The organism is Agromyces mediolanus (genome assembly GCF_014648575.1).
Taxonomy (GTDB): domain Bacteria; phylum Actinomycetota; class Actinomycetes; order Actinomycetales; family Microbacteriaceae; genus Agromyces; species Agromyces mediolanus.
In genome coordinates this window covers 616,137-638,130 of sequence record NZ_BMRJ01000002.1, presented here as the reverse complement: position 1 = coordinate 638,130, position 21,994 = coordinate 616,137, and the positions used below count along the sequence as shown (strand labels likewise).

The window sequence follows — 21,994 nt, the reverse complement described above, 5'->3', positions numbered from 1 at the left end:
TCAGAGCTCGAGCCGCACGGCGGTCTCGAGCGCCGCCTCGATGCTGCGCATCCAGCCCTCCTTCAGCGCCTCCTTGACGCCCGAGTAGAGGCTCGTGCCGTCGTAGAGGTTGCTCGACGTGGAGCAGATCATGCCGGCCCGCACGCCGCGGAGGCGCGCGACGACGAAGATGGCCGAGGCCTCCATCTCGACGTTCGTGACGCCGAGCTCGTGCAGCGTGGAGATCCACTCCGGGGTCTCCGCGTAGAAGGCGTCGTCGCTCACGCTGATGCCGGTGTGCACCTTCGCCCGGGTGCCTTCGGTGAGCTCCCGCGCGGTGCGGGCGAGCTCGGCGGTGATCGCGAGGTCGGGGACGGCCGGGTACCCGGTCATCGCGTACGCCGCGGTCGTTCCGTCGTTGCGCAGCGAGCCCTCGCTCACGAGCAGGTCGCCCGGCGCGATGCCGGCCTGCAGTCCGGCCGAGGAGCCGACCCGGATGAACGAGGTCACCCCGACCCGGACGAGCTCCTCGACCGCGATCGCCGCCGAGGGGCAGCCCATCCCGGTGGAGGTCGCCGTAATCCGCCGCCCCTTGTAGTCGCCCGTCATCGTGAGGTGCTCGCGCTGGTGCGCGACCGTGCGCACGTCGGTGAGGAACTCGGCGATCATCGGCACCCGGAACGGGTCGCCGGGCAGGAGCGCCACCGTCGAGACCTCGCCGGGCGCGACCCCGATGTGGTACTGGCGTTCGCCGATCCCGGCGCTGGCCTTGTCGACGGCGGTGGCAGCAGCGGTGGTGGCGGAGGTGGTCGTGGTCATCGTGGCGCGGGCCTTTCGTTCGGGTGCGCGGGGTGCGCGGGCAGGGGGATGCGCGGGAGCGCGTGCAGTGGCGGAGCGGAGCGGATGGCCCGCTCAGGCCTTCGGCGACGAGGGCGATTCGACGACGAACTCGCCGGAGACGATCTGCTGGCGCAGTTCCTCGACCTCGTCGAGCAGGCCCGGGTCGATGCGCGACTCCCAGTCGTGGGTCGGCGCGATGCCGACGCCCTCGTTCTCGAGCGTGCCGATGTAGGGGGTGCTCGAGAAGTCTCCGGCGGCCGCCGCGAGGGTGACCTCCTCGGCCGCGGTGGTGAGGTTCTTCAGCACCGAGGTCAGGTAGTACTGGCGGAACTTCGGCACGGCGTCGTAGACGTCGCCGTTCACGCCGATGATCGCGAGGTCGGTGCCGCGCTCGTCGGCGACGGCGGCGCTCGCCTCGAACAGGCGCCCGGCGACGGGCATGATGACGTCGGCGCCCTGGTCGAGCAGGCCCTCGGTGAGGGTGCGCGCCTTGATCTGGTCGTCGAAGCCGCCGACGAAGAGGCCGTTCTGGGCGGCCTTGTCCCAGCCGAGCACCTTCACGTCGGTGCCGTGGGTCTCGTTGTAGTGCGCGACGCCGTCGGCGAAGCCGTCCATGAACACCGTGACCGAGGGGAACGGCATGCCGCCGTAGGTGCCGACCGAGCCGGTCTTCGTGACGCCCGCGGCGAGGTAGCCGGCGAGGGCCGCGGCCTGGGCGGTGTCGAAGAGCACGGGCTTCACGTTGTCGAGCGCGAGCGGCGCGCCCTCGGCGTCGGTGACGGTGCTGTCGATGAGCGCGAAGTCGACCTCGGGCGCCTGCTCCGCGGCATCCCTGGTGGCGTTCGCGAGGGCGAAGCCGACCGTGACGATGAAGTCGCAGTCCTGCTCGACGAGGCCCTGGATGTTGCCCGCGTACTGGTCCTCGGTGTTCGAGTCGGCGGTGAGCACCTTCGTGCCGAGCTCGTCGGCAGCGGCCTTCACGCCCTCGTAGGTGAGCTGGTTGAAGTCCTTGTCGTCGAAGCCGGTGATGTCGGAGACGGCGCAGGGGGTGAAATCGCTCGCGGCGGCCGCGTCGTCGCTCGACGTCGGCGCGGCGCCGCAGCCAGTGAGGAGCAGTGCCACGGCGCCGACGGTCAGGCCGGCGGCGAGCAGGGGTCGGGGGAAGCTTCGCATCATGACGTCCTTGTCTGGGGGCGGAGGACGCGGGGCACTCGCTCCCCGCGCAGTATGATGTTATACCTCTCGGCCGACGAAGGCAATGGTCAGTGCGCGCCGACCGCGCGGACCGGCTCCGCAACGACGGATGCCCCGTGCCGAACGAATCGGCACGGGGCATCCGTGTACTGCAGCGACGTTCGTCGCCTCAAGCGGGGTGCACTCGCAGGGAGTGCGCCGGATTACTTGAGGGTGACGGTGGCGCCGGCCTCCTCGAGGGCGGCCTTGGCCTTCTCGGCGGTCTCCTTGTTGGCGCCCTCGAGGACGGCCTTCGGAGCACCGTCGACGACGGCCTTCGCCTCACCGAGGCCGAGCGAGGTGAGCTCGCGGACGACCTTGATGACCTGGATCTTCTTGTCGCCGGCGGCCTCGAGGACGACGTCGAACGAGTCCTTCTCCTCCTCGGCGGCGGCGTCGCCACCACCGGCGGCGGGCGCACCAGCGGCCGCGACGGCGACCGGGGCGGCGGCGGTGACCTCGAAGGTCTCCTCGAACGCCTTGACGAACTCCGAGAGCTCGATGAGGGTGAGCTCCTTGAACGCCTCGAGCAGCTCTTCAGTCGAAAGCTTTGCCATTTTTCTCTCCTTGTTGTGTACTCACCGCAGCGTGGCTCGCGCCTTACGCAGCGGACTCCTGCTTCTCGCGCAGCGCGTCGACCGTGCGGACGGCCTTCGACAGCGGCGCGTTGAACAGATATGCGGCTCCGAACAGCGAGGCCTTGAAGGCGCCGGCGAGCTTCGCCAGCAGCACTTCGCGGGACTCGAGGTCGGCGAGCTTGCCTACCTCTTCGGCGGTCAGGGGCTTGCCATCGAAATAGCCGCCCTTGACCACGAGGAGGGGGTTCGCCTTGGCGAAGTCACGCAGCGACTTCGCGACGGCGACGGGGTCGCCGTGCACGAACGCGATCGCCGACGGGCCCGCGAGGGCGTCGTCGAACGCCGAGATGCCGGCGTTGTTCGCGGCGATCTTGGTCAGCGTGTTCTTCACCACGGCGTAGCTCGCGTCCCCACTGATGGACTTGCGCAGCTCCTTGAGCTGAGCAACAGTGAGGCCGCGGTATTCGGTCAGCAGAACGGCGGTCGAGCTCTGGAACATCTCCTGGAGCTCGGCAACCGCGGCTTCCTTGTTCGCCATGGCCACTCCTTGTGTCTTCATCGCGCATCGCGGTGACGATGCACGGCCTGGGAGCGCTGGCATGAAAAAAAGCTCCGGCGCAGACGCGCGGAGCTTCGGGCCGGAGGATTCCGGAGAGACTTCGTCACACCTGCGCGGGCCTCCTGCTCTCGCAAGAACTTCGGTCGAACCCCTTCGGGCACGACGACCAGCGGTCTTTGGCTCGGATCAGCGTACCCGACCCCGCGCCATCCGCCAAATCGCGCCCGCGTCGCCGAACCGGCGAGGCGGGAATAGTTGACCAAGGTCGATAGTTGACGTACATCAACGACAGAGTTATCGTTGACGCACATCAACTTTCTACGAGGACTACTTCTTTGACGTCTCAGCTCACCGCCTCGACCACCGAGGCACCCCGCTCCGCCCGCGAGGTGTTCACCGCACTCTCCGGGCTCATCATGGGCATGTTCGTGGCCGTGCTCTCCGGCACGGTCGTCTCGACCTCGATGCCCGTCATCATCGCCGACCTCGGCGGCGACCAGTCCGCCTACACCTGGGTCATCACCGCGAGCCTGCTCGCGACCGCCGTCTCCACCCCGATTTGGGGCAAGCTCGCCGACCTCGTCGACCGCAAGGTGCTCCTGCAGCTCGCGCTCGGCCTCTTCGTCGTCGGCACGGCGATCGCCGGCTTCGCGCAGGACACCGGCATGCTCATCGCCGTCCGCGTCGTGCAGGGCCTCGGCGCCGGCGGCCTCATGTCGCTCGTCATGATCGCGGTCGCGCTCATCATCTCCCCGCGCGAGCGCGGCAAGTACATGGGCGTCGTCGGCGGCATCATGGCGCTCGCCACGATCGGCGGCCCGCTCCTCGGCGGCGTCATCACCGACGCCTTCGGCTGGCGCGCGAACTTCTTCATCGGCATCCCCTTCGCGGTCGCCGCGATCATCATGATCCAGCGCACCCTGCACCTGCCGAAGCCGAACCGCGCGCGCGTGCGCATCGACTACCTCGGCGCCGTGCTGCTCACCGTCGGCGTCTCCGTGCTCCTGATCTGGGTGTCCATGGGCGGCAGCCAGTTCGAGTGGGACTCCATGCAGAGCTACCTCATGATCGGCGGCGCGGTGCTCGCGCTCCTCGCCTTCATCGTGACCGAGTTCTTCGTGCCCGAGCCGATCGTGCCGATGTCGCTGTTCCGCAACCGCACCTTCACCCTCTCCGTGATCGCCTCGATCTCGGTGGGCGTGGCGATGTTCGCGACGAGCGTCTTCCTCGCGCAGTACTTCCAGCTCGCCCGCGGCGCGACCCCGACCGAGTCGGGCCTCATGACGATCCCGATGATCGTCGGCCAGATGGGCGCCTCGATCGGCATCGGCCAGCTCGTCTCGCGCTTCGGCAAGTGGAAGGGCTGGATGCTGCTCGGCTCCGCGCTCATCATCGCCGGCGTGAGCCTCATGTCGACGCTCCGCTACGACACCGACTTCCTCTGGGTCTCGGTGTACATGGTGATCCTCGGCGCCGGCCTCGGCATGGTCATGCAGAACCTCACGCTCATCGTGCAGAACGACACCCCGGCCTCGCAGCTCGGCGCCGCGAGCTCGAACGTGAACTTCTTCCGCTCGATCGCCGGCACCATCGGCGTGACGATCATGGGCTCCGTGCTCGCCAGCCAGGTGACGACCCACATCACCGACGGGCTCGCGAAGTTCACGCCGTCCTCGGCCGACGAGGTCGCGGCGCTCAAGGGCCTCGCGTCCGGCAACGTGCCGAAGGTCGGCGAGCTCCCCGACGCGATCCGCGTGATCGTCGAGGGCGCGTACGGCCACGGCATCGCCGACGTGTTCATCATCGCCATCCCGCTGGCCGTGCTGAGCCTCATCGCGATCGCCTTCCTGCCGAACAAGCCGCTGTCGACGAAGAACGCCGCGCAGTCGCTCGCCGAGGAGGCCGAGGAGGTCGCCATCGACCTCGCCGAGGCCGAGACCGGCTCGCCGGTCACCGCCTCGGTCGCGATCGGGCGGGCGGATGCCTCGCGCGAACCGCGCACGGCGGCGGATGCCGAGGCATCCACCACCGCTTCGGAGGGCGAGCCGGCCCCGGCCCGCAAGTAGCATGAGTGCCATGACCGAGTCCTCCGTCGACGAGGCGATCGCGCGCGTGGAAGACCAGCTCTCCGTCGTGTTCGGTCGCGCCCGCACCGTGTGGAAGGAGGCGGCGCAGCAGATCCACCCCGAGCTGAACCCGGCCGGCTACAAGCTGCTGTCCACCGTCGTGCGACTCGGTTCCACGAACGCCCACGTGCTCGCGGAGCTGTTCGACATGGACAAGAGCGTCGTCAGCCGCCAGCTGCGCATGCTCGAGGAGGTCGGCCTTCTCGAGAGCCGCCCCGACGAGCGCGACGGGCGGGTGCGCGTGCTCGTGCCGACGCCCCTGGCGCTCGAGCGGGTCACCTCGGTGCGCGCGCGCAACCAGTCGCGCCTGCACGCCGCGCTCCGCGAGCGCACGCCCGAGGAACTGCTGCTCTTCGCCGAGATGCTCGGCGTCCTCGCCGACGCGTAGACCCGGTCGGCACTCGACTCGGACGGCCCGCCCCCTCCCGGGGGCGGGCCGTTCGGCGTCGCCGCCGGGGCTTCCGCTCAGGCGGCGGGGGCGAGCGGGAGCTCGACAGTGAAGACGGTGCGGCCCGGCTCGGACTCGACGGAGACCGTGCCGTGCTGCGCCTCGACGACGGCCCGCACGATCGCGAGGCCGAGCCCGGTCGACCCGGCCCGGCGGGAGCGCGAGGCGTCGCCGCGGGCGAAGCGCTCGAACATCGTGTCGCGCACCTCCTCGTCGATACCGGGGCCGTCGTCGGCGACCTCGATTCGGACGACGCCGGGGTCCTCGCCGTCGCCGGGTTCGGGCGTGACGGTGACGTGCACCGCGGTGCCGGCCGGCGTGTGCACGCGCGCGTTGGCGAGCAGGTTCGCGAGCACCTGGCGGAGCCGGGCGTCGTCGCCGGAGACCTCGACGGGACCCTCGGGCACCTCGACCGACCACTCGTGGTCGGGGCCGGCGACCTGGGCGTCGCCGACGGCGTCGACGACGACGGTGCGCAGGTCGAGCCGGCTGTGCACGAGCTCCCGGCCCTCGTCGAGGCGGGCGAGCAGCAGCAGGTCCTCGACGAGCTCGGTCATCCGCAGCGACTCCGACTCGATGCGGGAGATCGCGTGCGTGACGTCCTCGGGCAGCGTGCCGCCGTGCAGGCGGGTGAGCTCCGCGTAGCCGCGGATGGAGGCGAGCGGGGTGCGCAGCTCGTGGGAGGCATCCGCCACGAAGCGGCGCACCTTGCGCTCGGACTGCTCGCGCGCCGAGAGCGAGCCCGAGACGTGCCCGAGCATGCGGTTGAAGGCGGTGCCGAGCCGGCCGACCTCGGTGCGCGGGTCGTCGACGGGCACGCGTTCGTCGAGGTCGACGTCTCCGCGGTCGAGCGGGCGCTCGGACACGGCGAGCGCGGTGTCGGTCATCCGCGCGAGCGGCACGAGGGCGCGGCGCACGATGAGGGTGCCGAAGGCGATCGCGAAGAAGAGGCCGGCGAGCGCGACGAGGGCGATGGTGAGGGCGAGCTGCCCGGTCGCGCGGTTCACGCCGGCGAGCGGCAGCGCCACGACGACGTTCAGCTGCGGCAGCACCGGGGTCGCCATCGCCCGGTACTCGCCGAGCTGCCCACCGAGGGAGACGGTGTGCGCCCGCCCGTCGGCGGCCACGTCGCCGAGCTCGGCGACCGCCCCGCTCTGGAACGTCAGCACCTGTCCCCCGTCGGCGATGTAGCGGGCGCCGTCGACGGAGCCGTCGTGGTTCACGAAGGCCGCGATCGTGCCCGCCGACTGACCTGGCACGTCGAGCGCGAGACCGACGTCGCCGCCGGGGGTCGGCACGGCGGCGATGCCCGTCGCGGCGCGCTGCAGCGAGGTGCGCAGGTCGTCGTCGACGCTCTGCACGGAGGAGCCGTGGAAGACGGTGACGCTGACGACGCCGACCACGACGCTGACGGCGGCGAGGAGGGCCGCCATCGCGACGACGAGGCGGCGCTCCAGGGTCCAGCGACGGCGGGCGGATGCCTCGGCGCCGGCGTGCGCCTCGGCATCCGCGCCGTCGCCGCGCTCGGCCCGCGCTCGCGACTCCGCCGCGTAGCCCGGGTCGCCCGGCCGCGTCACTCCGCGGCCTTCAGCAGGTAGCCCGCGCCGCGGACCGTGTGGATCATCGGCGTGCGGCCGGCGTCGATCTTCTTGCGCAGATAGGAGATGTAGAGCTCGACGACGGACTCCTTGCCGCCGAAGTCGTACGACCAGACCCGGTCGAGGATCTGCGCCTTCGAGAGCACCCGGCGGGGGTTCCGCATGAGGTAGCGGAGCAGCTCGAACTCGGTCGCGGTGAGCTCGATCAGCTCGCCGTCGCGGTGCACCTCGTAGGAGTCCTCGTCGAGGGTGAGGTCGCCGACGCGGAGCACCGGGTCCTTCGCCTGGGCGAGGGTGAGCGTCGAGCGGCGGATCAGGCCGCGCAGACGGGCCACGACCTCCTCGAGGCTGAACGGCTTCGTGACGTAGTCGTCGCCGCCGGCGGTGAGCCCGGCGATGCGGTCGTCGAGCGCGTCCTTCGCGGTGAGGAAGAGCACGGGGGTCTCCGCACCGTCGGCGCGCACCCGCTGCAGCACCTCGAGCCCGTCGATGTCGGGCAGCATGATGTCGAGCACGATCGCGTCGGGGCGGAACTCGCGGGCCACCTTCACGGCGGTGAGCCCGTCGCCCGCGGTGCGCACGTCCCAGCCCTCGTACTTCAGCGCCATCTTCAGCAGCTCGGTGAGCGAGTGCTCGTCGTCCACGACGAGGACGCGCACCATCGAGCCGTCGGGCTTCGCGATCTGCGGCGCGCGGGCGGGTGCGGGGGTGCTCATGCTTCCAAGTATCCGCGTCGGGCTATGCGTTGGCTATGACCCGGCTGTGCGCTCCCCTGGTTCCCTGAGCTCGTCGAAGGGACCCCCTGGTTCCCTGAGCATGTCGAAGGGGACTCGCGCACGCTTCGACAAGCTCAGCGGACCATACCGGTGGTTCCCTGAGCCTGTCGAAGGGAATTCGCGCACGCTTCGACAAGCTCAGCGAACCGACTCCACCCCTTGCGGCTTAGGTAAGGCAAACCTAAGCTGCTGCCATGCTGTGCTTCCTCCCGAACCGCCGGCCGGACCTCGTCGACGACGGGCCTCCGCCCCGCCGCCACTTGCTCATCGCCGCGGGCGCCGCCGACCTGCTCGAGGTGAGCCGGGTGCTCGCCGTCGCCCCGCTCGACGTGCGCGGATTCGTGGCGCTGGAGTCCGACGGGCCGATCCCGGCGCAGCCGATGACCGCTCCGGAGGGGGTCGCCGTCCGCTGGTTCCGTCGGGAGGGCGCCGCGGGGGCGGCGTGCGTGCGCGCGGCCGACGCGTGGCTCGACGAGTGGATGCGCGCCGACGAGGACGCCCGAGCGGAGTACGCGATCTGGATCGGCTGTGAGGGCAGCGACCTCGTCAGCGGCTTCGTGCACGCCATCGGGCTCGAGCTCGCCGCGAACCGCGCCGGCGAGGCCTGAGCCGCCCGATGCGCTGAGCCCGTCGAGGCGAGGGCTCCCTTCGACGAGCTCAGGGAACCACGGGATGGTGCGCTGAGCCCGTCGAGGCGGGGGGTGTTCCCTTCGACGAGCTCAGGGAACCACGTTGGTGCGCTGAGCCTGTCGAAGCGGGGGTGCTCCCTTCGACAAGCTCAGGGAACCACGTTGGTGCGCTGAGCCTGTCGAAGCGGACGGGGCTCCTTCGACCAGCCCCTTTCGACAGGCTCAGGGAGCCAGGCACCAGGGAGAACGCATAGCCGGGCCAAAGTCCCGCCATAGCGCGCGTGCCTAGCGTCTCGTCGACCCCCATCGACGAGAGGACCCCCATGTTCTTCACCTTCCTCCGGCGCGAGCTCGCCGGCAGGCGGAGGCAGACGGCGATCGTCGCGATCGGGATGGCGCTCGCCATCGCGCTCGTGATGATCGTGAACGCCGTCTCCACCGGCATGCGCGACGCCCAGGCCGAGGTGCTGCAGTCCGTCTACGGCGTCGGCACCGACCTGACGGTCACCGCGACGCCGACCGCGCCCGGCGAGGGCGGCGCCGCCGGCGGCCCGCAGCGCTTCGAGTTCGACGCCGGCGCCGGGCAGACCGCCGACGGCTCGACGGCGCTCAGCCAGTCCCGGCTCACCTCCGGGCCCGGCAGTCAGACCTTCGACGCGGCCGCGCTCGACACCGTGCAGGCGATCGACGGCGTCGAGGCCGCGGCCGCGACGCTCGCGCTCGAGAACGTCACCTTTTCCGGCGAGCTGCCCGCGATGAGCCAGGACCAGGGCGGCACCGAGGTGCAGACGGCGCCGGATGGCGGCGGTGCGCCGCCGCAGGGCGGCTTCGATGGCGCCGGCGGCAGCGCCTTCGACGTCGACCGGGTGACGGTGCTCGGCATCGACCCCGCGGGCGCCGCCGTGGGCCCGCTGTCGGCGGCGGCCGTCGACGAGGGACGCGGGCTCGAGGCATCCGACGCCGGCCAGGCGGTCGCCGTGCTCGACGCGAGCTACGCGGCGATCGCCGGGCTCGCCGTCGGCGACGCGATCGAGCTCGGCGGGACCGAGTTCGAGATCGTCGGCACGGTCGCCTCGACCTCCGCGGACGCGACGACCGCGTCGAACGCGTACGTGCCGCTCGACCTCGCGCAGTCGCTCTCCGGCCAGGAGGGCAAGGTCAGCGACGTGTACGTGCAGGCCGCCTCGGCCGACCGGATCGACGCCGTGCAGGCCTCGATCGAGGAGGCGCTGCCGGAGACGAGCGTGTCGACCCAGTCGGATCTCGCGGCGCAGGTCTCCGGTTCGCTCGGCAGCGCCTCCGCGCTTATCTCGAATCTCGGGCTCTGGGTCTCGATCGCCGTGCTCGCGGCGGCGTTCCTCACGGCCATCCTGTTCACGATCCAGGGCGTCACCCGCCGCACCCGCGAGTTCGGCACGCTCAAGGCGATCGGCTGGCGCAACCGCCGCATCGTCGGCCAGGTCGCGGGCGAATCCCTCGTGCAGGGACTCATCGGCGGCGCCGCGGGACTCGTCGTGGGCCTCGCCGGCATCTGGGTCGTGAACCTGCTCGGGCTCACGCTCGGCGGCAGCACCGGGGGCGGGTTCACCGCCGGCGGTCCCGGTGCGATGCAGGGAGCGGATGCCTCGGCCGGCGCCCCTCCGGGCGGGATGGCCGGCGGACCGTTCGGCGCGGCCGCGAGCCAGACCGCGACCGAGGTCGTGCTGAGCGCCCCGGTCACCCTGAGCGTCATCGCGATCGCCGTCGGGCTCGCCGTGCTCGGCGGAATGCTCGCCGGCGTCATCGGCGGCTGGCGCGCCGCCCGGCTGCGGCCGGCCGAAGCCCTGCGGAGCGTCGCATGAGCCCCGCGGCATCCACCCCGCCCAGCGCCACCGCCGCCCCGCCGAGCGGCCCGACCCAGAGGAGCACCGCCGCCATGTACCGGCTCGACCACGTGACCAAGCAGTATCAGGGCAAGCGCACCGTGACCGCGCTGAAGGACGTGACGCTCGAGATCCCCGCCGGGCAGCACGTCGCCATCCAGGGGCCCACCGGTGGCGGCAAGTCGACGCTGCTGCAGATGCTCGGCGCGCTCGACCGGCCGACGAGCGGACGGGTCGTGCTCGGCGAGGCCGAGCTGTCGCACCTGCCCGACGCGAAGCTCGCCGGGGTGCGCGCGGCGCAGCTCGGCTTCGTGTTCCAGGGCTTCAACCTGATCCCGACCCTCACCGCGCAGGAGAACGTCGAAGCGGCCCTCGCGCCGCTCGGCGTCGCCGCGGCGGAGCGCACGCGCCGGGCCGGCGAGGCGCTGGCCGCGGTGGGGCTCGCGGACCGGGCCGGGCACATGCCGGGCGAGCTGTCGGGCGGGCAGCAGCAGCGCGTCGCGATCGCCCGGGCGCTCGTGAAGGAGCCCGAGGTGCTGCTCGCCGACGAACCGACGGGCGCCCTCGACGAGGCGACGCGGGACGAGATCCTGGAGCTGCTCGAGGGCATCCGCCGGGATCGCGGGCTCACCCTCGTCATCGTGACGCACGACTCGGCCGTGGCGCGGCGGGCGGAGCGGCGGCTGCACCTCCGCGACGGGGTGGTGACGGAGGGCGTGATTCGCTGAGCCCGGTGGTTCGCTGAGCTCGTCGAAGCGGTGGGGCTCCCTTCGACAAGCTCAGGGAACCAGCGTGGTTCGCTGAGCTCGTCGAAGCGGGGGGGCTCCCTTCCCTTCGACAGGCTCAGGGAACCAGGGGAACCGGGCTCCCTTCGACGGGCTCAGGGAACCAGTGTGGTTCGCTGAGCTCGTCGAAGCGGGCCGGGCGCTACTGGTTCGAGAACACCGCGTCGAAGGCGGCGGTCGGCCGGGGGAAGAGCTGCTTGCGGACGAACTCGAGCGCCTCGGGCGCGCCGTGCAGGCGGTCCATCCCGGCGTCCTCCCACTCGATCGAGATCGGCCCGGTGTAGCCGATCCGGTCGAGGGCGCGGAACGCGTCCTCCCAGGGCACGTCGCCGCGCCCCGTCGAGACGAAGTCCCAACCGCGCCGGGGGTCGCCCCACGCGAGGTGCGAGCCGAGGATGCCAGCGCGGCCGGTGGGCGGGCGGAGCCGGGTGTCCTTGCAGTCGACGTGGTAGATGCGGTCGGCGAAGTCGACGATGAAGCCGATCGGGTCGATGCCCTGCCACATCATGTGCGAGGGGTCCCAGTTGAAGCCGAACGCCTCCCGCCGGCCGATCGCCTCGAGCGCGCGCACGCTCGACCAGTAGTCGTAGGCGATCTCGGAGGGGTGCACCTCGTGCGCGAAGCGCACGCCCTCGGCGTCGAACACGTCGAGGATCGGGTTCCAGCGGGTCGCGAAGTCCTCGTAGCCCGCGTCGATCACCGACTCCGGCACGGGCGGGAACATCGCCACGTACGGCCAGATCGACGAGCCCGTGAAGCCCACGACGGTGTCGACGCCGAGGCGTCGGGCGACCCGGGCGGCCCGCTTCATGTCCTCGGCGGCGCGCTGCCTGACCCCCTCGGGCTCGCCGTCGCCCCAGGTGTACCGGCGCACGATCGCCTCGTGCCGGAAGTCGATCGGGTCGTCGCAGACGGCCTGGCCGGTGAGGTGGTTCGAGATGGCGTGCACCTCGAGGCCGTGCCGCTTCAGGAGCTCGACCCGCTCGGCGAGGTAGCCGGGCTCCTCCTCGGCGAGCTTCAGGTCGAGGTGGTCGCCGGAGCAGGCGAGCTCGAGGCCGTCGTAGCCCCAGCCGGCGGCGAGCCGGGCGACCTCCTCGAGCGGGAGGTCGGCCCACTGGCCGGTGAAGAGGGTGACGGGGTGGCCCCCGTTCGCGCCCGTCGAGGATGCGGTCGTGTCGGTCATGCCCCTGCCCTTTCGTCCTGCAGTGCCTGGAGGTAGCGGATGCTGCGCGCGGCGAGCTCGTCCTGCGACGCGGCGAGCGGGCGCCAGACGGAGGCGGCGACCGCGATGGTGGCGTTCTCGCCGGTGAAGCTCTCGAGCCCGAGCGGGCCGGCGTAGCCGGCGTCGTCGAGCGCGTCGAGGAAGTCCGGCCAGTCGAGGTGGTCGTCGCCGACGGGGCCGCGGTCGTTGCCGCAGACCTGCACGTGGGCGAGGTGCTCCCCCGCGGCGCGGATGGCGTCGCCGATCGAGCGCTCCTCGATGTTCAGGTGGTAGCTGTCGAGCGCGAGGCCGAGGCCGGGCCCGAGCAGCGGGCCGAGGGCGTCGAGCGCCTGTTCGACGGTGTTCACGAGGCTCGTCTCGTAGCGGTTCAGCGGCTCGACGGCGAGGCGGATGCCGCGGGCCTCTGCCTGGCGCACGACCGGAGCGAGGTTGCGGCGGAGCTCCTCGATGCGCTCGCGGCGCTCCGCGGCATCCATCCGCCACGCCCGTCCGGTCGCCGAGGTGAACGGGCCGGCGACGACCTGCGCGCCGAGCCGTTCGGCGACCCCGAGGCAGTGCACGAGGTAGTTCTGCGTCGCGACGATCTCGGAGCCCGGCGCCGCGAGGAGGTTGCGGCCGGCCCCCATGGCGCCGACCACGATCGGGGCGAGCCCGTGCCTCGCCAGGACCTCGGCGGCCGGCTCGGGCGCCCAGTCCCCCGGCTGCTCGACGGGCAGTTCGATCGCGCCGAAGCCGAGGCCGGCCGCCTTCGCGGCGAGCTCCGGCAGGTTCTCGTCGGTGAGGGGCGACGCCCACACCCAGGTGTTCACGCCGATGATGCGGCGCATGCGGCCTCCTCGCGGCGCCTCGCCCTCGCCGGCGCCCGTGTCGATGGTGAGCGTATCGGGACCGCGGCGTGCGCCGCGGTCCCGATACGCGATCGGCGTGTTCCCCCAGCGCCGGGTTACGGGATGACGCGGTCCTCCCAGACCTGCGGGTAGCCGGGCAGGTCCTCGCCGCCGAACTTGGCGTAGTGCCCGTCGGGCATGCCCTCGTTCAGCGCGAGGTACTGGTCGACCTCCTCGGCCGTGATCGGCGACTGCGGCAGCACCCACTCGACCGGCACCTGCTCGCCCGCGAAGATCTTCTGCGCGGCCAGCAGCGGCGTGCGCCACTGGAAGTTGGAGTACACGGGGGCGAGCCCGGTGAGGCCCGTCTCCTTCCACTTGCGGAGGAAGCTCATCTCGTCCTCGCCGGTCATCACGGGGTAGTCCGCACCAGCGTCCTCGAAGGCCTCGATCGCGGCGACGGCGCCGTCACCGGCATCCATCCAGATGCCCTGGACCTCGCCCTTGGCGAGCTCGTCCGAGATGATCTTCTTGATCTCGGCCGGGTCCGCACCGGTGAAGTAGTCGACCGCCTCGATGCCGGCCTCGTCGAACAGCTTCTCGGCTGCGGCCCAGCGCTGCTCGAGCACGTCGACGCCCGGCAGGATGCGGAGCGCGACGACCTTGTCGCCCTTCTCGAGGTTGTCGATCAGGAACTCGGCCGTGTCGATGCCCCAGGCGAAGCCGCCGATCGGGTGGATGAACGTGACCGGGCAGTCGGTCTGCACGCCGCGGTCGAAGACCACGACGGGCTTGCCGGTGTCGCAGGCGCGCTCCACGGCGGGCGTCATCGCCGCCGTCGAGTTCGGCGAGATCAGGAAGATGTCGCAGTTGCCCTCGTCGATGAAGTAGTCGATGTCGGCGATCTGGGTGTCGTCGGAGTCCTGCGCGTCGCGGGTCTCCATCTCGCTGATGACGCCCGCGTCCTGCAGCACCTTGAGCTGCTGGTTCATGGTGATCCAGCCGGTCTGGCGCCACGGGTTCGAGATCGAGGCGTTCGCGAAGCAGGCCTTCTTCGGGCCGGTGCTCGCGTACTGCGCGGTGTCGACGAGCTCCGCGTTGATGGTCTGCAGCCACGGCTGCCCCTCGGGCCCCTCGGGCACGACGGTGCGCTCGGCGTTCTGCTTGTCGAAGAGGGCCTGGTCGAACCACTCGACCGATGCCTCCTCGCTGGACTCGGGCGCCTCGCTCGAGTCGGTCACGCTCGGATCGGTCGTGCAACCGGCGAGCGTCATCAGCGCCACGGCGCCGACCATGGCGGATGCCACGGTGAACCTGCGTCGCATCACGAACCTCCCTTGGTTTCGTTGTCTGCCCTCTGCGTCGAGGGAATGGGTGCAGGGGTGGCGGGCGTCTCCGGGGAGTTCGTCCGTCTTCGCTCCGGATGCGGGCGAAGTCTCTGGGGCCGCCTGGGGCGGCGGGGCGCCCGGCGGCCGACCGGCCGGGGCCTCGAGGGCCCGGCCGCGGCGCCTGGCGCGGAAGGTGGTCGCCGAGTAGGCGACGGCGAGGATGATGATCGCGCCCTGCACCGCGTCGCGGTACGTCGAGGGCACGCCGGCGAAGTTCAACAGGGTGAAGAGCGCTTCGAGGGCGAAGGCGCCGGCCGCCGCGGCGACGACCCAGCCGCGCCCGCCGCCGAGCACGACGCCGCCGAGCACCACCGCGGTGATCGCCGTGAACTCGTAGCCGCGGCCGACGGAGGGGTGCACGCCGGCGTAGCCGACGAGGAGCACGCCCGCGACCGTCGCCGAGAGCGAGGAGATCATGAACGTCGAGGTCTTCACCCACCAGCTGCGGGTGCCGGAGAAGCGAGCGGTCGTGGGGTTGTCGCCGAGCGCGATGATGGTGCGGCCGAAGGGGCGCCGGGCGAACCAGACGGCGAGCACGAGCACCACGACGAGGATGACGACGGACCACGGCAGGATGTCGATCACGGGGATGCCGCGGATGCCGCCGCGGCCGATCTCGCGGAAGCCGTCGGCGGGGTTGCCGGTCGCGGCGCCGCCCGTCCAGTAGAGGACCGCGCCGAGCAGGGCGAGCATCATGCCGAGGGTGACGATGAAGCTCGGCACCTTCAGGAACGAGACGATGAGCCCGTTCACGAGGCCGATGACCGCGCCGAAGCCGAGCATGAGGGCGAGCACGGGCAGCGCCTTCGACTCGTCCTGGCCGATGAGGTTGCCGGCGATCACGACCTGGGCGGTGACGACCGAGCCCATCGAGAGGTCGAACTCGCCGCCGACGATGACGAAGTACTGGCCGATCGCGACGATCGCGACGGGCGCGACCCGCTGGACGAAGCGGATGAACTGGCTCGGCTCGGCGAAGGAGGGGTTCAGCGCCGCGATCGCGACGAGGAGCAGCACGAGCAGCAGGAAGACGGCGCCGCGGGGGCTGATCAGGGTGCGGGCGAGGCCCGCGAGGCGCTGCCCGGCGCTCGGGCGGAGCTCGGTGGCGGCGGTCATCGGACCCCTCCTTCCGCGGCGGCGGGCTCGGCCGGCTCGACAGGTGCGGCGAGTGCCTCGCTCGAGGCCGGCGGCGGCGCACCGCCCCCGTCGAAGCGCGGCCGGCGGCGCTCGACCGAGCGGCTGGCGTAGACCGCGACGGCGGCGACGATGACGATGCCGCGCACGACGTCCTTCAGGAACGGGTTCACCTGCATGACGCTCATCACGTTGTCGACGACGGCGAAGATCGCGACGCCGCCGATGGTGCCCCAGACGGAGCCGCGGCCGCCGAGCAGCAGGGTGCCGCCGAGCACGACCGCGGCGATCGAGAGCAGGTCGTAGCCGCCCTGCGCGCCGAACGTCGGGTTGCCCACGCCGGAGCGGCTGGCGAGCAGCAGGCCGGCGAGGGCCGCGCTCATCGAGCACAGCACGTGGGCGACGATCACCGGTCGGGCGGTGCGGATGCCGGAGAGCCGGGCGACCTGCTCGTTGCCGCCGACGGCGTAGATGTGGTGGCCGGTGCGGGTGCGGCTGAGGAACAGCCACACGAGCACGGCGACCGCGAGCATCAGGATGGTCGAGACCGGCACGGGCCCGAGCCCGGTGGCGCCGATGAGCCGGAACTCCATCGGCACGTCCCCGCTCGTGCCCTTGTAGTTCGAGTCGAGGAAGCCCTTGATGATGAGCCCGGTGCCGAGGGTGGCGATGAAGCCGTTCACCTTCAGCTTCGTGACGATGAGCCCGTTCGCGAGGCCGATGAGCCCGGCGACGCCGAGCGAGGCGGCGAGCGCGAGCGGGATGTTCGCCGGGTTGCCGGCCATCAGGTCGGCGGCGATCAGGCTCGACAGGCTGATCACGTAGAGCACGGAGAGGTCGAGCGAGGCGCAGAGCACGACGAGCGTCTGCCCGATCGCGACGAAGCCGAGCACGCTCATGCCGGTGAGGATGTCGCGGATGTTGCCGGGACTGAAGAAGTTGCGGCCGACGGTGGCGACGAGCACGGCGCCGATCGCGATCACCACGACGAGCGCGATGCCGACGACGAGCGAGGAGTCGAGGCGGCCGCGCCGGCGGCGGGCGGCGGGGGTCGCGGTGCTCATGCCGCCCCTCCCCCGGGCTCGATCGCGGCGAGGGTGCCGGTGGCGGCGGCGAGGATGGTCGCCTCGTCGCTGCGCGCGGGCAGCTCGGCGGAGGCGCGGCCGTCGTGCATCACGATGATGCGGTCGGACATGCCGATCACCTCTGGCAGTTCGGAGGAGATCATGAGGATGGCGACTCCTTCTCGGGTGAGCCGGCGCATGAGCCGGTAGACGGCGACCTTCGCGCCGACGTCGATGCCCCGGGTCGGCTCGTCCATGAGCACGACGCGGGGGTTCGTGGCGAGCCACTTGGCGAGCACGACCTTCTGCTGGTTGCCGCCGGAGAGGTACTGCACCTCCTGCTCGACGCCGCGGGAGGCGACTTCGAGGCTGGAGAGCACGCCGGGCAGCTCCCGCCGCACCGCGGCGGTGCGCCGCGAGAACACGGAGCGGATGACGAGCAGCGCGTTGTCGAGCACGGACTGGTTCAGGGCGAGGCCCTGGGCCTTGCGGTCCTCGGTGACGAGGGCGAGGCCCTCGCGGACGGCCTGGCGCGCGCCGGTGACGCGGATGGCCCGGCCGTCGAGCTCCATGGTGCCGCGGGTGAACGGGGCGATGCCGAAGACGGCCTCGGCGAGCTCGGTGCGGCCGGAGCCCTGCAGCCCGGCGACGCCGACGATCTCGCCGGCGCGCAGCTCGAGCTCGATGCCGTCGACGTAGCCGTTGCCGGCGCCGCGCAGCACGAGCCGGGGCTCGCCGAGCTCGGTGCCCGGCTCCGCCTCGGGGAAGTAGCTCTCGATGGGGCGGCCGACCATGCGGCGCACGAGCTCGTCGGTGTCGAGCTCGGCGGCCGGGCCGGTGGAGACGAGCGCGCCGTCCTTCAGCACCGTGATGGTGTCGCAGAGGTCGAAGATCTCCTTCAGCCGGTGCGAGACGTAGAGGATGGCGACGCCCCTGGCCTTCAGCCGGGCGATGATCGCGTAGAGCAGCTCGACCTCGTGGTCGGCGAGCGCGGCGGTCGGCTCGTCCATCTGGATCACGCGGGCGTCGACGGAGAGCGCCTTCACGATCTCGACGATCTGCTGTTCCGCGACGCTCAGTCGTCGCACCGGGGCATCCGCGTCGATGAAATCGATGCCGAGCTCGGCGAGCAGCTGCTCGGTCTGCCGGACCATCCGCCGCCGGTCGACGAGACCGGAGCGGCGCGGTTCGCGACCGACGAAGACGTTCTCGGCGACGGTGCGCTCGGGCAGCAGGTTGAACTCCTGGAACACGGTGGCGAGTCCGGCCTCGGCCGCCTGCACCGGGTGCTGGAAGTCGACCTCCGCACCGGCGATGCGCACGGTGCCGCCGTCGCGCTGGTAGACGCCGGCGAGGATCTTCATGAACGTCGACTTGCCGGCGCCGTTCTCGCCGATGAGGCCGTGCACCTCGCCCGGGTGCAGGGTGAGCCCGACGCCGCGGAGCACCTGCACGCCGAAGAAGGACTTCTCGAGGCCCTCGGCCACCAGGATCGGCTCGCTCATGCCGCCACCTCCGCCCAGTCGCCGCTCCGTGCCGAGGCGAGCACGGCCTCGGTGACCCGCGCGGAGCGCAGCCCGTCGGCGAAGTCGGGCAGCCCCTCGGGCCGGGCGCCGCCGATCGCCGCGTAGGCGTCGGCCACGAAGGCGTTGAACGCGTCCTGATAGCCCATCGGATGCCCCGCCGGCACGAGCGACAAGCGCGCCGCCTCGCGCGAGAGCCTGGCGGGGTCGCGGTCGACGAGCCGCGAGCCGTCGACCCGGCCGAGCCAGAGCCGCTCGGGGCGCTCCTGTTCGAAGCGCACCGTCTCGCGGGCGCCGGAGAGCTCGACGACGAGCGCGTTCTTGCGGCCCGGGGCAACCTGCGAGATGAGCAGGGTGCCGATCGCCCCGCCGGCGAGCTCGACGACGACGGCGACGAGGTCCTCGGTGGCGATCGCGTCGCGGCCGGCGCGGTTCGGGTACACGGTGCGGGTGCGGGCGTTCAGGCGCAGGATGCGCTCGCCGGCGACGAACTCGAGCAGGTCGACGAGGTGCGAGCCGATGTCGGCGAACGCGCGCGACGGTCCGCCGAGCGCGGGGTCGACCCGCCAGTCGTCGGCCTGCGGGTCGGCGAGCCAGTCCTGCAGGTAGGCGCCGTGGACGCTCACGAGGGGGCCGGCGTCGCCCGCCGCGATCCGCGCCCTGGCCTCGCGGGCCATGGGGTGGAAGCGGTAGATGAAGGGGACCGCGGCGACGAGCCCGCGCTCGGCGGCGAGCCCGGCGAGCTCGGCGGCGTCCGCGGCGTTCGTGGCGAGCGGCTTCTCGCAGATGACGTGCTTGCCCGCGAGGAGGGCGGCCCTGGCGTAGTCCGCGTGGGTCGTGTTCGGGGTGCAGACGTGGATCACGTCGATCGCCGGGTCGGCGAGCAGCTCCTCGGCCGAGTCGTAGGCGGCGGCGATGCCGAGCCGTTCGGCGGCCTCGGCCGCGCGTCCCGCGGATGAGGAGGCGGAGCCGGCGAGCGCGCCGCTCGCGGCGCGCGCCGCCCGCGAGTGCACTGCCGCCATGAAGCCGCCGCCGATGATGCCGGCGTGGACCGCACGGGCTGGAGCGCTGACGTCCGTTGTCATGCTGCACATCGTGACACGGTTCTCCGACTTTTGCTAGTCGAAAATCAAAAGTTGATTTGTTCGTTCCGAATTTGTGATGAGCCAGAGCGACAAGGCGGTGTGCTTTACTCGATACATGGTCGACACGAGTCGGGTCTCAGCGCCCGGCACCTCCGGGGCGAGCGAGCTCTTCCAGCTGCTGCGCGACGGTGCGCCGCGCACCCGCGCCGCCCTCGCCCAGGCCACGGGGCTCGCCCGTTCGACCGTCGCCGCGCGCGTCGACGAGCTCATGCGCCTCGGCCTCGTCGCCCCCGTCGCCGACGCCGCCTCCACGGGCGGCCGCCCGCCCTCGCAGTTCGCCCTGAACCCCAGTGCCCGCGTGGTGCTCGCCGCCGACCTCGGCGCCTCGCACGCGACGCTCGCCATCACCGACCTCACCGGGGCCGTGCTCCTCGAGCGCAGCGAACCGATCGACATCGCCGAGGGGCCCGAGGCCGTGCTCGGCTGGCTCGTCGAGACGGGCGTCGCCATGCTCCGCGAGCTCGGCCGCGACCGCACCGAGCTCGTCGCGATCGGCATCGGCATCCCCGGCCCCGTCGAGCACTCCACCGGCCGCCCGGTCAACCCGCCGATCATGCCCGGCTGGAACCGCTTCGACGTGCCCGGCTGGGTGCAGCAGCACCTCGAGGTGCCCGTGCTCGTCGACAACGACGTGAACATCATGGCCCTCGGCGAGCGCCAGGCCGCCTGGCCGAACACCGACCACCTCATGTTCGTGAAGGTCGCGACGGGCATCGGGGCGGGCATCATCTCGGGCGGGCTGCTGCAGCGCGGCGCGCAGGGCATCGCCGGCGACATCGGCCACGTCCGGGTCTCGCGCGGCGCCGGCGTGCCCTGCAGCTGCGGCAACCAGGACTGCCTCGAGGCGCTCGCCTCCGGCCCCGCCATCGCCCGCGCCCTCCGCGAGCGCGGGCTCGACGCGGCGGGGGGCCGCGACGTGGTCGCGCTCGTGCAGCGCGGCGACCTCGACGCCATCCAGGCGGTGCGGCAGGCGGGCCGCGACATCGGCGAGGTGCTCACCGCCTCGGTGAGCCTCATCAACCCCTCCGTCATCGCGATCGGCGGCTCGATGGCCCGCGCCGGCGAGCACCTCATCGCGGGCGTGCGCGAAGCGGTCTACACCCGCTCGATGCCGCTCGCCACCGAGCACCTGCAGATCGTGCAGTCCGCCGCCGCCGAGAACGCGGCCGTGCTCGGCGCGAGCATGCTCGCCATCCAGCACGTGCTCTCGCCGGAGGGCGTCGACCAGCTCGCCGCCCGCTGAGCCGCGCGGCTACCGCGCCGGCACGAAGGACTCGCGCACGACGAGCTCGGCCTCGAGCGGCGGGCGCGGGGCGTCCCGCCCGGCGAGGGCGTCGGCGAGCAGCCGCATGATCGCGTGCCCGTTGCGCTCCGCGGCCGCGGACAGGGTCGTGATCGCCGGCCGCACCTGGGCGGCGAGCGGCACCTCCTCGCCGCTCAGCACGACGAGGTCGTCCGGCACCCGGAGCCCGCGCGCCTCGGCCGCGCGGATCGCGCCGATCGCCATCGGCACCGTCGCGGCCAGGATGCCGCCCACGCTCGCGCGGTCCAGGAGCGCCGCGGCGGCCGCCTGCGCGCCGTCGAAGTCGTAGGGCGTCTCGACGACGAGCTCGGGCGCGCCGGGCGACAGCGCGTCGAGGTAGCCGGCCACGAGCTGCCGGCCCAGCGGGCCGATGCCGGTGCCGACGAGGAGGGCGACCGGGCCGTGCCCGGACCCGGCCATCGCGCTCGTCGCCGCCCTGGCGGGCTCGCGGTAGTCGAAGCCGAGGCTCAGCGCGTGCCGCGCGTCGTCGCGGTCGACGGTGGTGAGCACGGGGATGCCGTGCTCGTGCAGCACGTCGAGCGCCTGCAGCGTCTCGGGCTCGACGAGCGCGTCGGCGGTCGCGAGCACGACTGCGTCCACCCCCTGCTTGGGCAGCTTCTCGAGCACCCGTCGCAGGCGGGTCTCGCTGTGCGCGAGGTCGTAGAGCATGACGCTGTAGCCGAGGTCGTCGGCCTCGTGCGAGATCGTCTTCGCGAGGCCGCCGTGGAAGGGCTGCGACACGTCGCCCACGAGGAGCGCGATGGTGCCGGTGCGCCCGTTGCGGAGGCTCCGGGCGGCGGCGCTCGGCACGAAGTTCAGCCGGTCCGCGGCGGCGCGCACCTTCGCGAGCGTGTCCGCCGTGACCCGCTCCGGCTCGTTCAGCACACGGGAGACCGTGGTGCGGGAGACGCCGGCGAGCCGGGCGACATCCAGGATGGTCGCCTGGCCGCGTTCCGGTGCCGTCACATCCGCGAT

The 21,994-nt window shown here is 72.1% G+C and carries 19 protein-coding genes and 1 pseudogene; 6 read left to right on the top strand and 14 right to left on the bottom strand.

Annotated features, from left to right (window positions below):
* The 4 genes from IEY71_RS12785 to rplJ form a co-directional block, all read right to left on the bottom strand.
* Positions 1-798 (bottom strand): nucleoside phosphorylase, encoded by a 798-nt coding sequence (locus tag IEY71_RS12785; RefSeq protein WP_189085701.1) that lies wholly within the window; start codon positions 796-798, stop codon positions 1-3.
* A gap of 93 nt (positions 799-891) precedes the next feature.
* Complete coding sequence (locus IEY71_RS12780) at positions 892-1,992, bottom strand: BMP family lipoprotein (RefSeq protein WP_189085700.1); 1,101 nt, start codon at positions 1,990-1,992, stop codon at positions 892-894.
* Positions 1,993-2,216: 224 nt separating this feature from the next.
* The gene (gene rplL, locus IEY71_RS12775) at positions 2,217-2,609 is read right to left on the bottom strand and encodes a 50S ribosomal protein L7/L12 (protein ID WP_189085699.1); all 393 of its coding nucleotides are present in this window, start codon (positions 2,607-2,609) and stop codon (positions 2,217-2,219) included.
* 43 nt (positions 2,610-2,652) lie between these two features.
* On the bottom strand, positions 2,653-3,168 hold the full coding sequence (gene rplJ / locus IEY71_RS12770; protein WP_189085698.1) for a 50S ribosomal protein L10: 516 nt from the start codon (positions 3,166-3,168) through the stop codon (positions 2,653-2,655).
* A 356-nt stretch (positions 3,169-3,524) separates the two neighbouring features.
* On the opposite strand from rplJ, the gene IEY71_RS12765 reads away from it, so the two are divergent.
* Together IEY71_RS12765 and IEY71_RS12760 are read left to right on the top strand one after the other, a co-directional pair.
* The gene (locus IEY71_RS12765) at positions 3,525-5,255 is read left to right on the top strand and encodes an MDR family MFS transporter (RefSeq protein ID WP_268243564.1); all 1,731 of its coding nucleotides are present in this window, start codon (positions 3,525-3,527) and stop codon (positions 5,253-5,255) included.
* A gap of 10 nt (positions 5,256-5,265) precedes the next feature.
* Positions 5,266-5,703: a MarR family winged helix-turn-helix transcriptional regulator gene (locus tag IEY71_RS12760; protein ID WP_189085697.1), complete on the top strand. Its 438-nt coding sequence runs from the start codon at positions 5,266-5,268 to the stop codon at positions 5,701-5,703.
* A 77-nt stretch (positions 5,704-5,780) separates the two neighbouring features.
* On the opposite strand, the gene IEY71_RS12755 is transcribed toward IEY71_RS12760, so the two are convergent.
* Together IEY71_RS12755 and IEY71_RS12750 are read right to left on the bottom strand one after the other, a co-directional pair.
* Complete coding sequence (locus IEY71_RS12755; protein ID WP_229781723.1) at positions 5,781-7,340, bottom strand: sensor histidine kinase; 1,560 nt, start codon at positions 7,338-7,340, stop codon at positions 5,781-5,783.
* Complete coding sequence (locus IEY71_RS12750) at positions 7,337-8,077, bottom strand: response regulator transcription factor (RefSeq protein WP_189085696.1); 741 nt, start codon at positions 8,075-8,077, stop codon at positions 7,337-7,339. The genes IEY71_RS12755 and IEY71_RS12750 overlap by 4 nt, the downstream gene beginning before the upstream one ends.
* A gap of 254 nt (positions 8,078-8,331) precedes the next feature.
* Here IEY71_RS12750 and IEY71_RS12745 point away from each other — a divergent pair, with 254 nt between their 5' ends.
* From IEY71_RS12745 to IEY71_RS12735, 3 genes are all read left to right on the top strand, one after another.
* Positions 8,332-8,745 (top strand): SIP domain-containing protein, encoded by a 414-nt coding sequence (locus IEY71_RS12745; protein WP_189085695.1) that lies wholly within the window; start codon positions 8,332-8,334, stop codon positions 8,743-8,745.
* 344 nt (positions 8,746-9,089) lie between these two features.
* On the top strand, positions 9,090-10,607 hold the full coding sequence (locus tag IEY71_RS12740) for an ABC transporter permease (protein ID WP_189085694.1): 1,518 nt from the start codon (positions 9,090-9,092) through the stop codon (positions 10,605-10,607).
* Between the two features lie 74 nt (positions 10,608-10,681).
* Positions 10,682-11,356: an ABC transporter ATP-binding protein gene (locus IEY71_RS12735; protein ID WP_189085973.1), complete on the top strand. Its 675-nt coding sequence runs from the start codon at positions 10,682-10,684 to the stop codon at positions 11,354-11,356.
* A 199-nt stretch (positions 11,357-11,555) separates the two neighbouring features.
* Here IEY71_RS12735 and IEY71_RS12730 read toward each other — a convergent pair whose 3' ends face one another.
* The 7 genes and pseudogenes from IEY71_RS12730 to IEY71_RS12700 all read right to left on the bottom strand — a co-directional run bounded on the left by IEY71_RS12730 (position 11,556) and on the right by IEY71_RS12700 (position 19,656).
* Positions 11,556-12,596 (bottom strand): sugar phosphate isomerase/epimerase family protein, encoded by a 1,041-nt coding sequence (locus tag IEY71_RS12730; protein ID WP_189085693.1) that lies wholly within the window; start codon positions 12,594-12,596, stop codon positions 11,556-11,558.
* Complete coding sequence (locus tag IEY71_RS12725) at positions 12,593-13,462, bottom strand: sugar phosphate isomerase/epimerase family protein (protein WP_189085692.1); 870 nt, start codon at positions 13,460-13,462, stop codon at positions 12,593-12,595. Before IEY71_RS12725 ends, IEY71_RS12730 begins: the two co-directional genes overlap by 4 nt.
* A gap of 116 nt (positions 13,463-13,578) precedes the next feature.
* Positions 13,579-14,787 carry a substrate-binding domain-containing protein gene (locus IEY71_RS12720; RefSeq protein ID WP_189085972.1) on the bottom strand — a complete coding sequence of 403 codons (1,209 nt, stop codon included), beginning with the start codon at positions 14,785-14,787 and terminating at the stop codon, positions 13,579-13,581.
* A gap of 273 nt (positions 14,788-15,060) precedes the next feature.
* Positions 15,061-15,966: pseudogene (locus IEY71_RS12715) on the bottom strand (ABC transporter permease); the annotation flags it as partial.
* Positions 15,963-17,048, bottom strand: a complete 1,086-nt coding sequence (locus IEY71_RS12710) for an ABC transporter permease (protein WP_189085691.1) — start codon at positions 17,046-17,048, stop codon at positions 15,963-15,965. The pseudogene IEY71_RS12715 and the gene IEY71_RS12710, both read right to left, overlap by 4 nt.
* Complete coding sequence (locus tag IEY71_RS12705) at positions 17,045-18,553, bottom strand: sugar ABC transporter ATP-binding protein (protein ID WP_189085690.1); 1,509 nt, start codon at positions 18,551-18,553, stop codon at positions 17,045-17,047. The genes IEY71_RS12710 and IEY71_RS12705 overlap by 4 nt, the downstream gene beginning before the upstream one ends.
* On the bottom strand, positions 18,550-19,656 hold the full coding sequence (locus IEY71_RS12700) for a Gfo/Idh/MocA family protein (RefSeq protein ID WP_189085689.1): 1,107 nt from the start codon (positions 19,654-19,656) through the stop codon (positions 18,550-18,552). Before IEY71_RS12700 ends, IEY71_RS12705 begins: the two co-directional genes overlap by 4 nt.
* Positions 19,657-19,771: 115 nt before the next feature.
* Between IEY71_RS12700 and IEY71_RS12695 the strand changes: the two genes are divergently transcribed.
* Positions 19,772-20,959 (top strand): ROK family transcriptional regulator, encoded by a 1,188-nt coding sequence (locus IEY71_RS12695; protein WP_189085971.1) that lies wholly within the window; start codon positions 19,772-19,774, stop codon positions 20,957-20,959.
* A gap of 9 nt (positions 20,960-20,968) precedes the next feature.
* Here the strand turns inward: IEY71_RS12695 and IEY71_RS12690 are convergent, their stop codons facing one another.
* Positions 20,969-21,985: a LacI family DNA-binding transcriptional regulator gene (locus IEY71_RS12690; RefSeq protein WP_189085688.1), complete on the bottom strand. Its 1,017-nt coding sequence runs from the start codon at positions 21,983-21,985 to the stop codon at positions 20,969-20,971.
* Positions 21,986-21,994 lie beyond the last annotated feature (9 nt).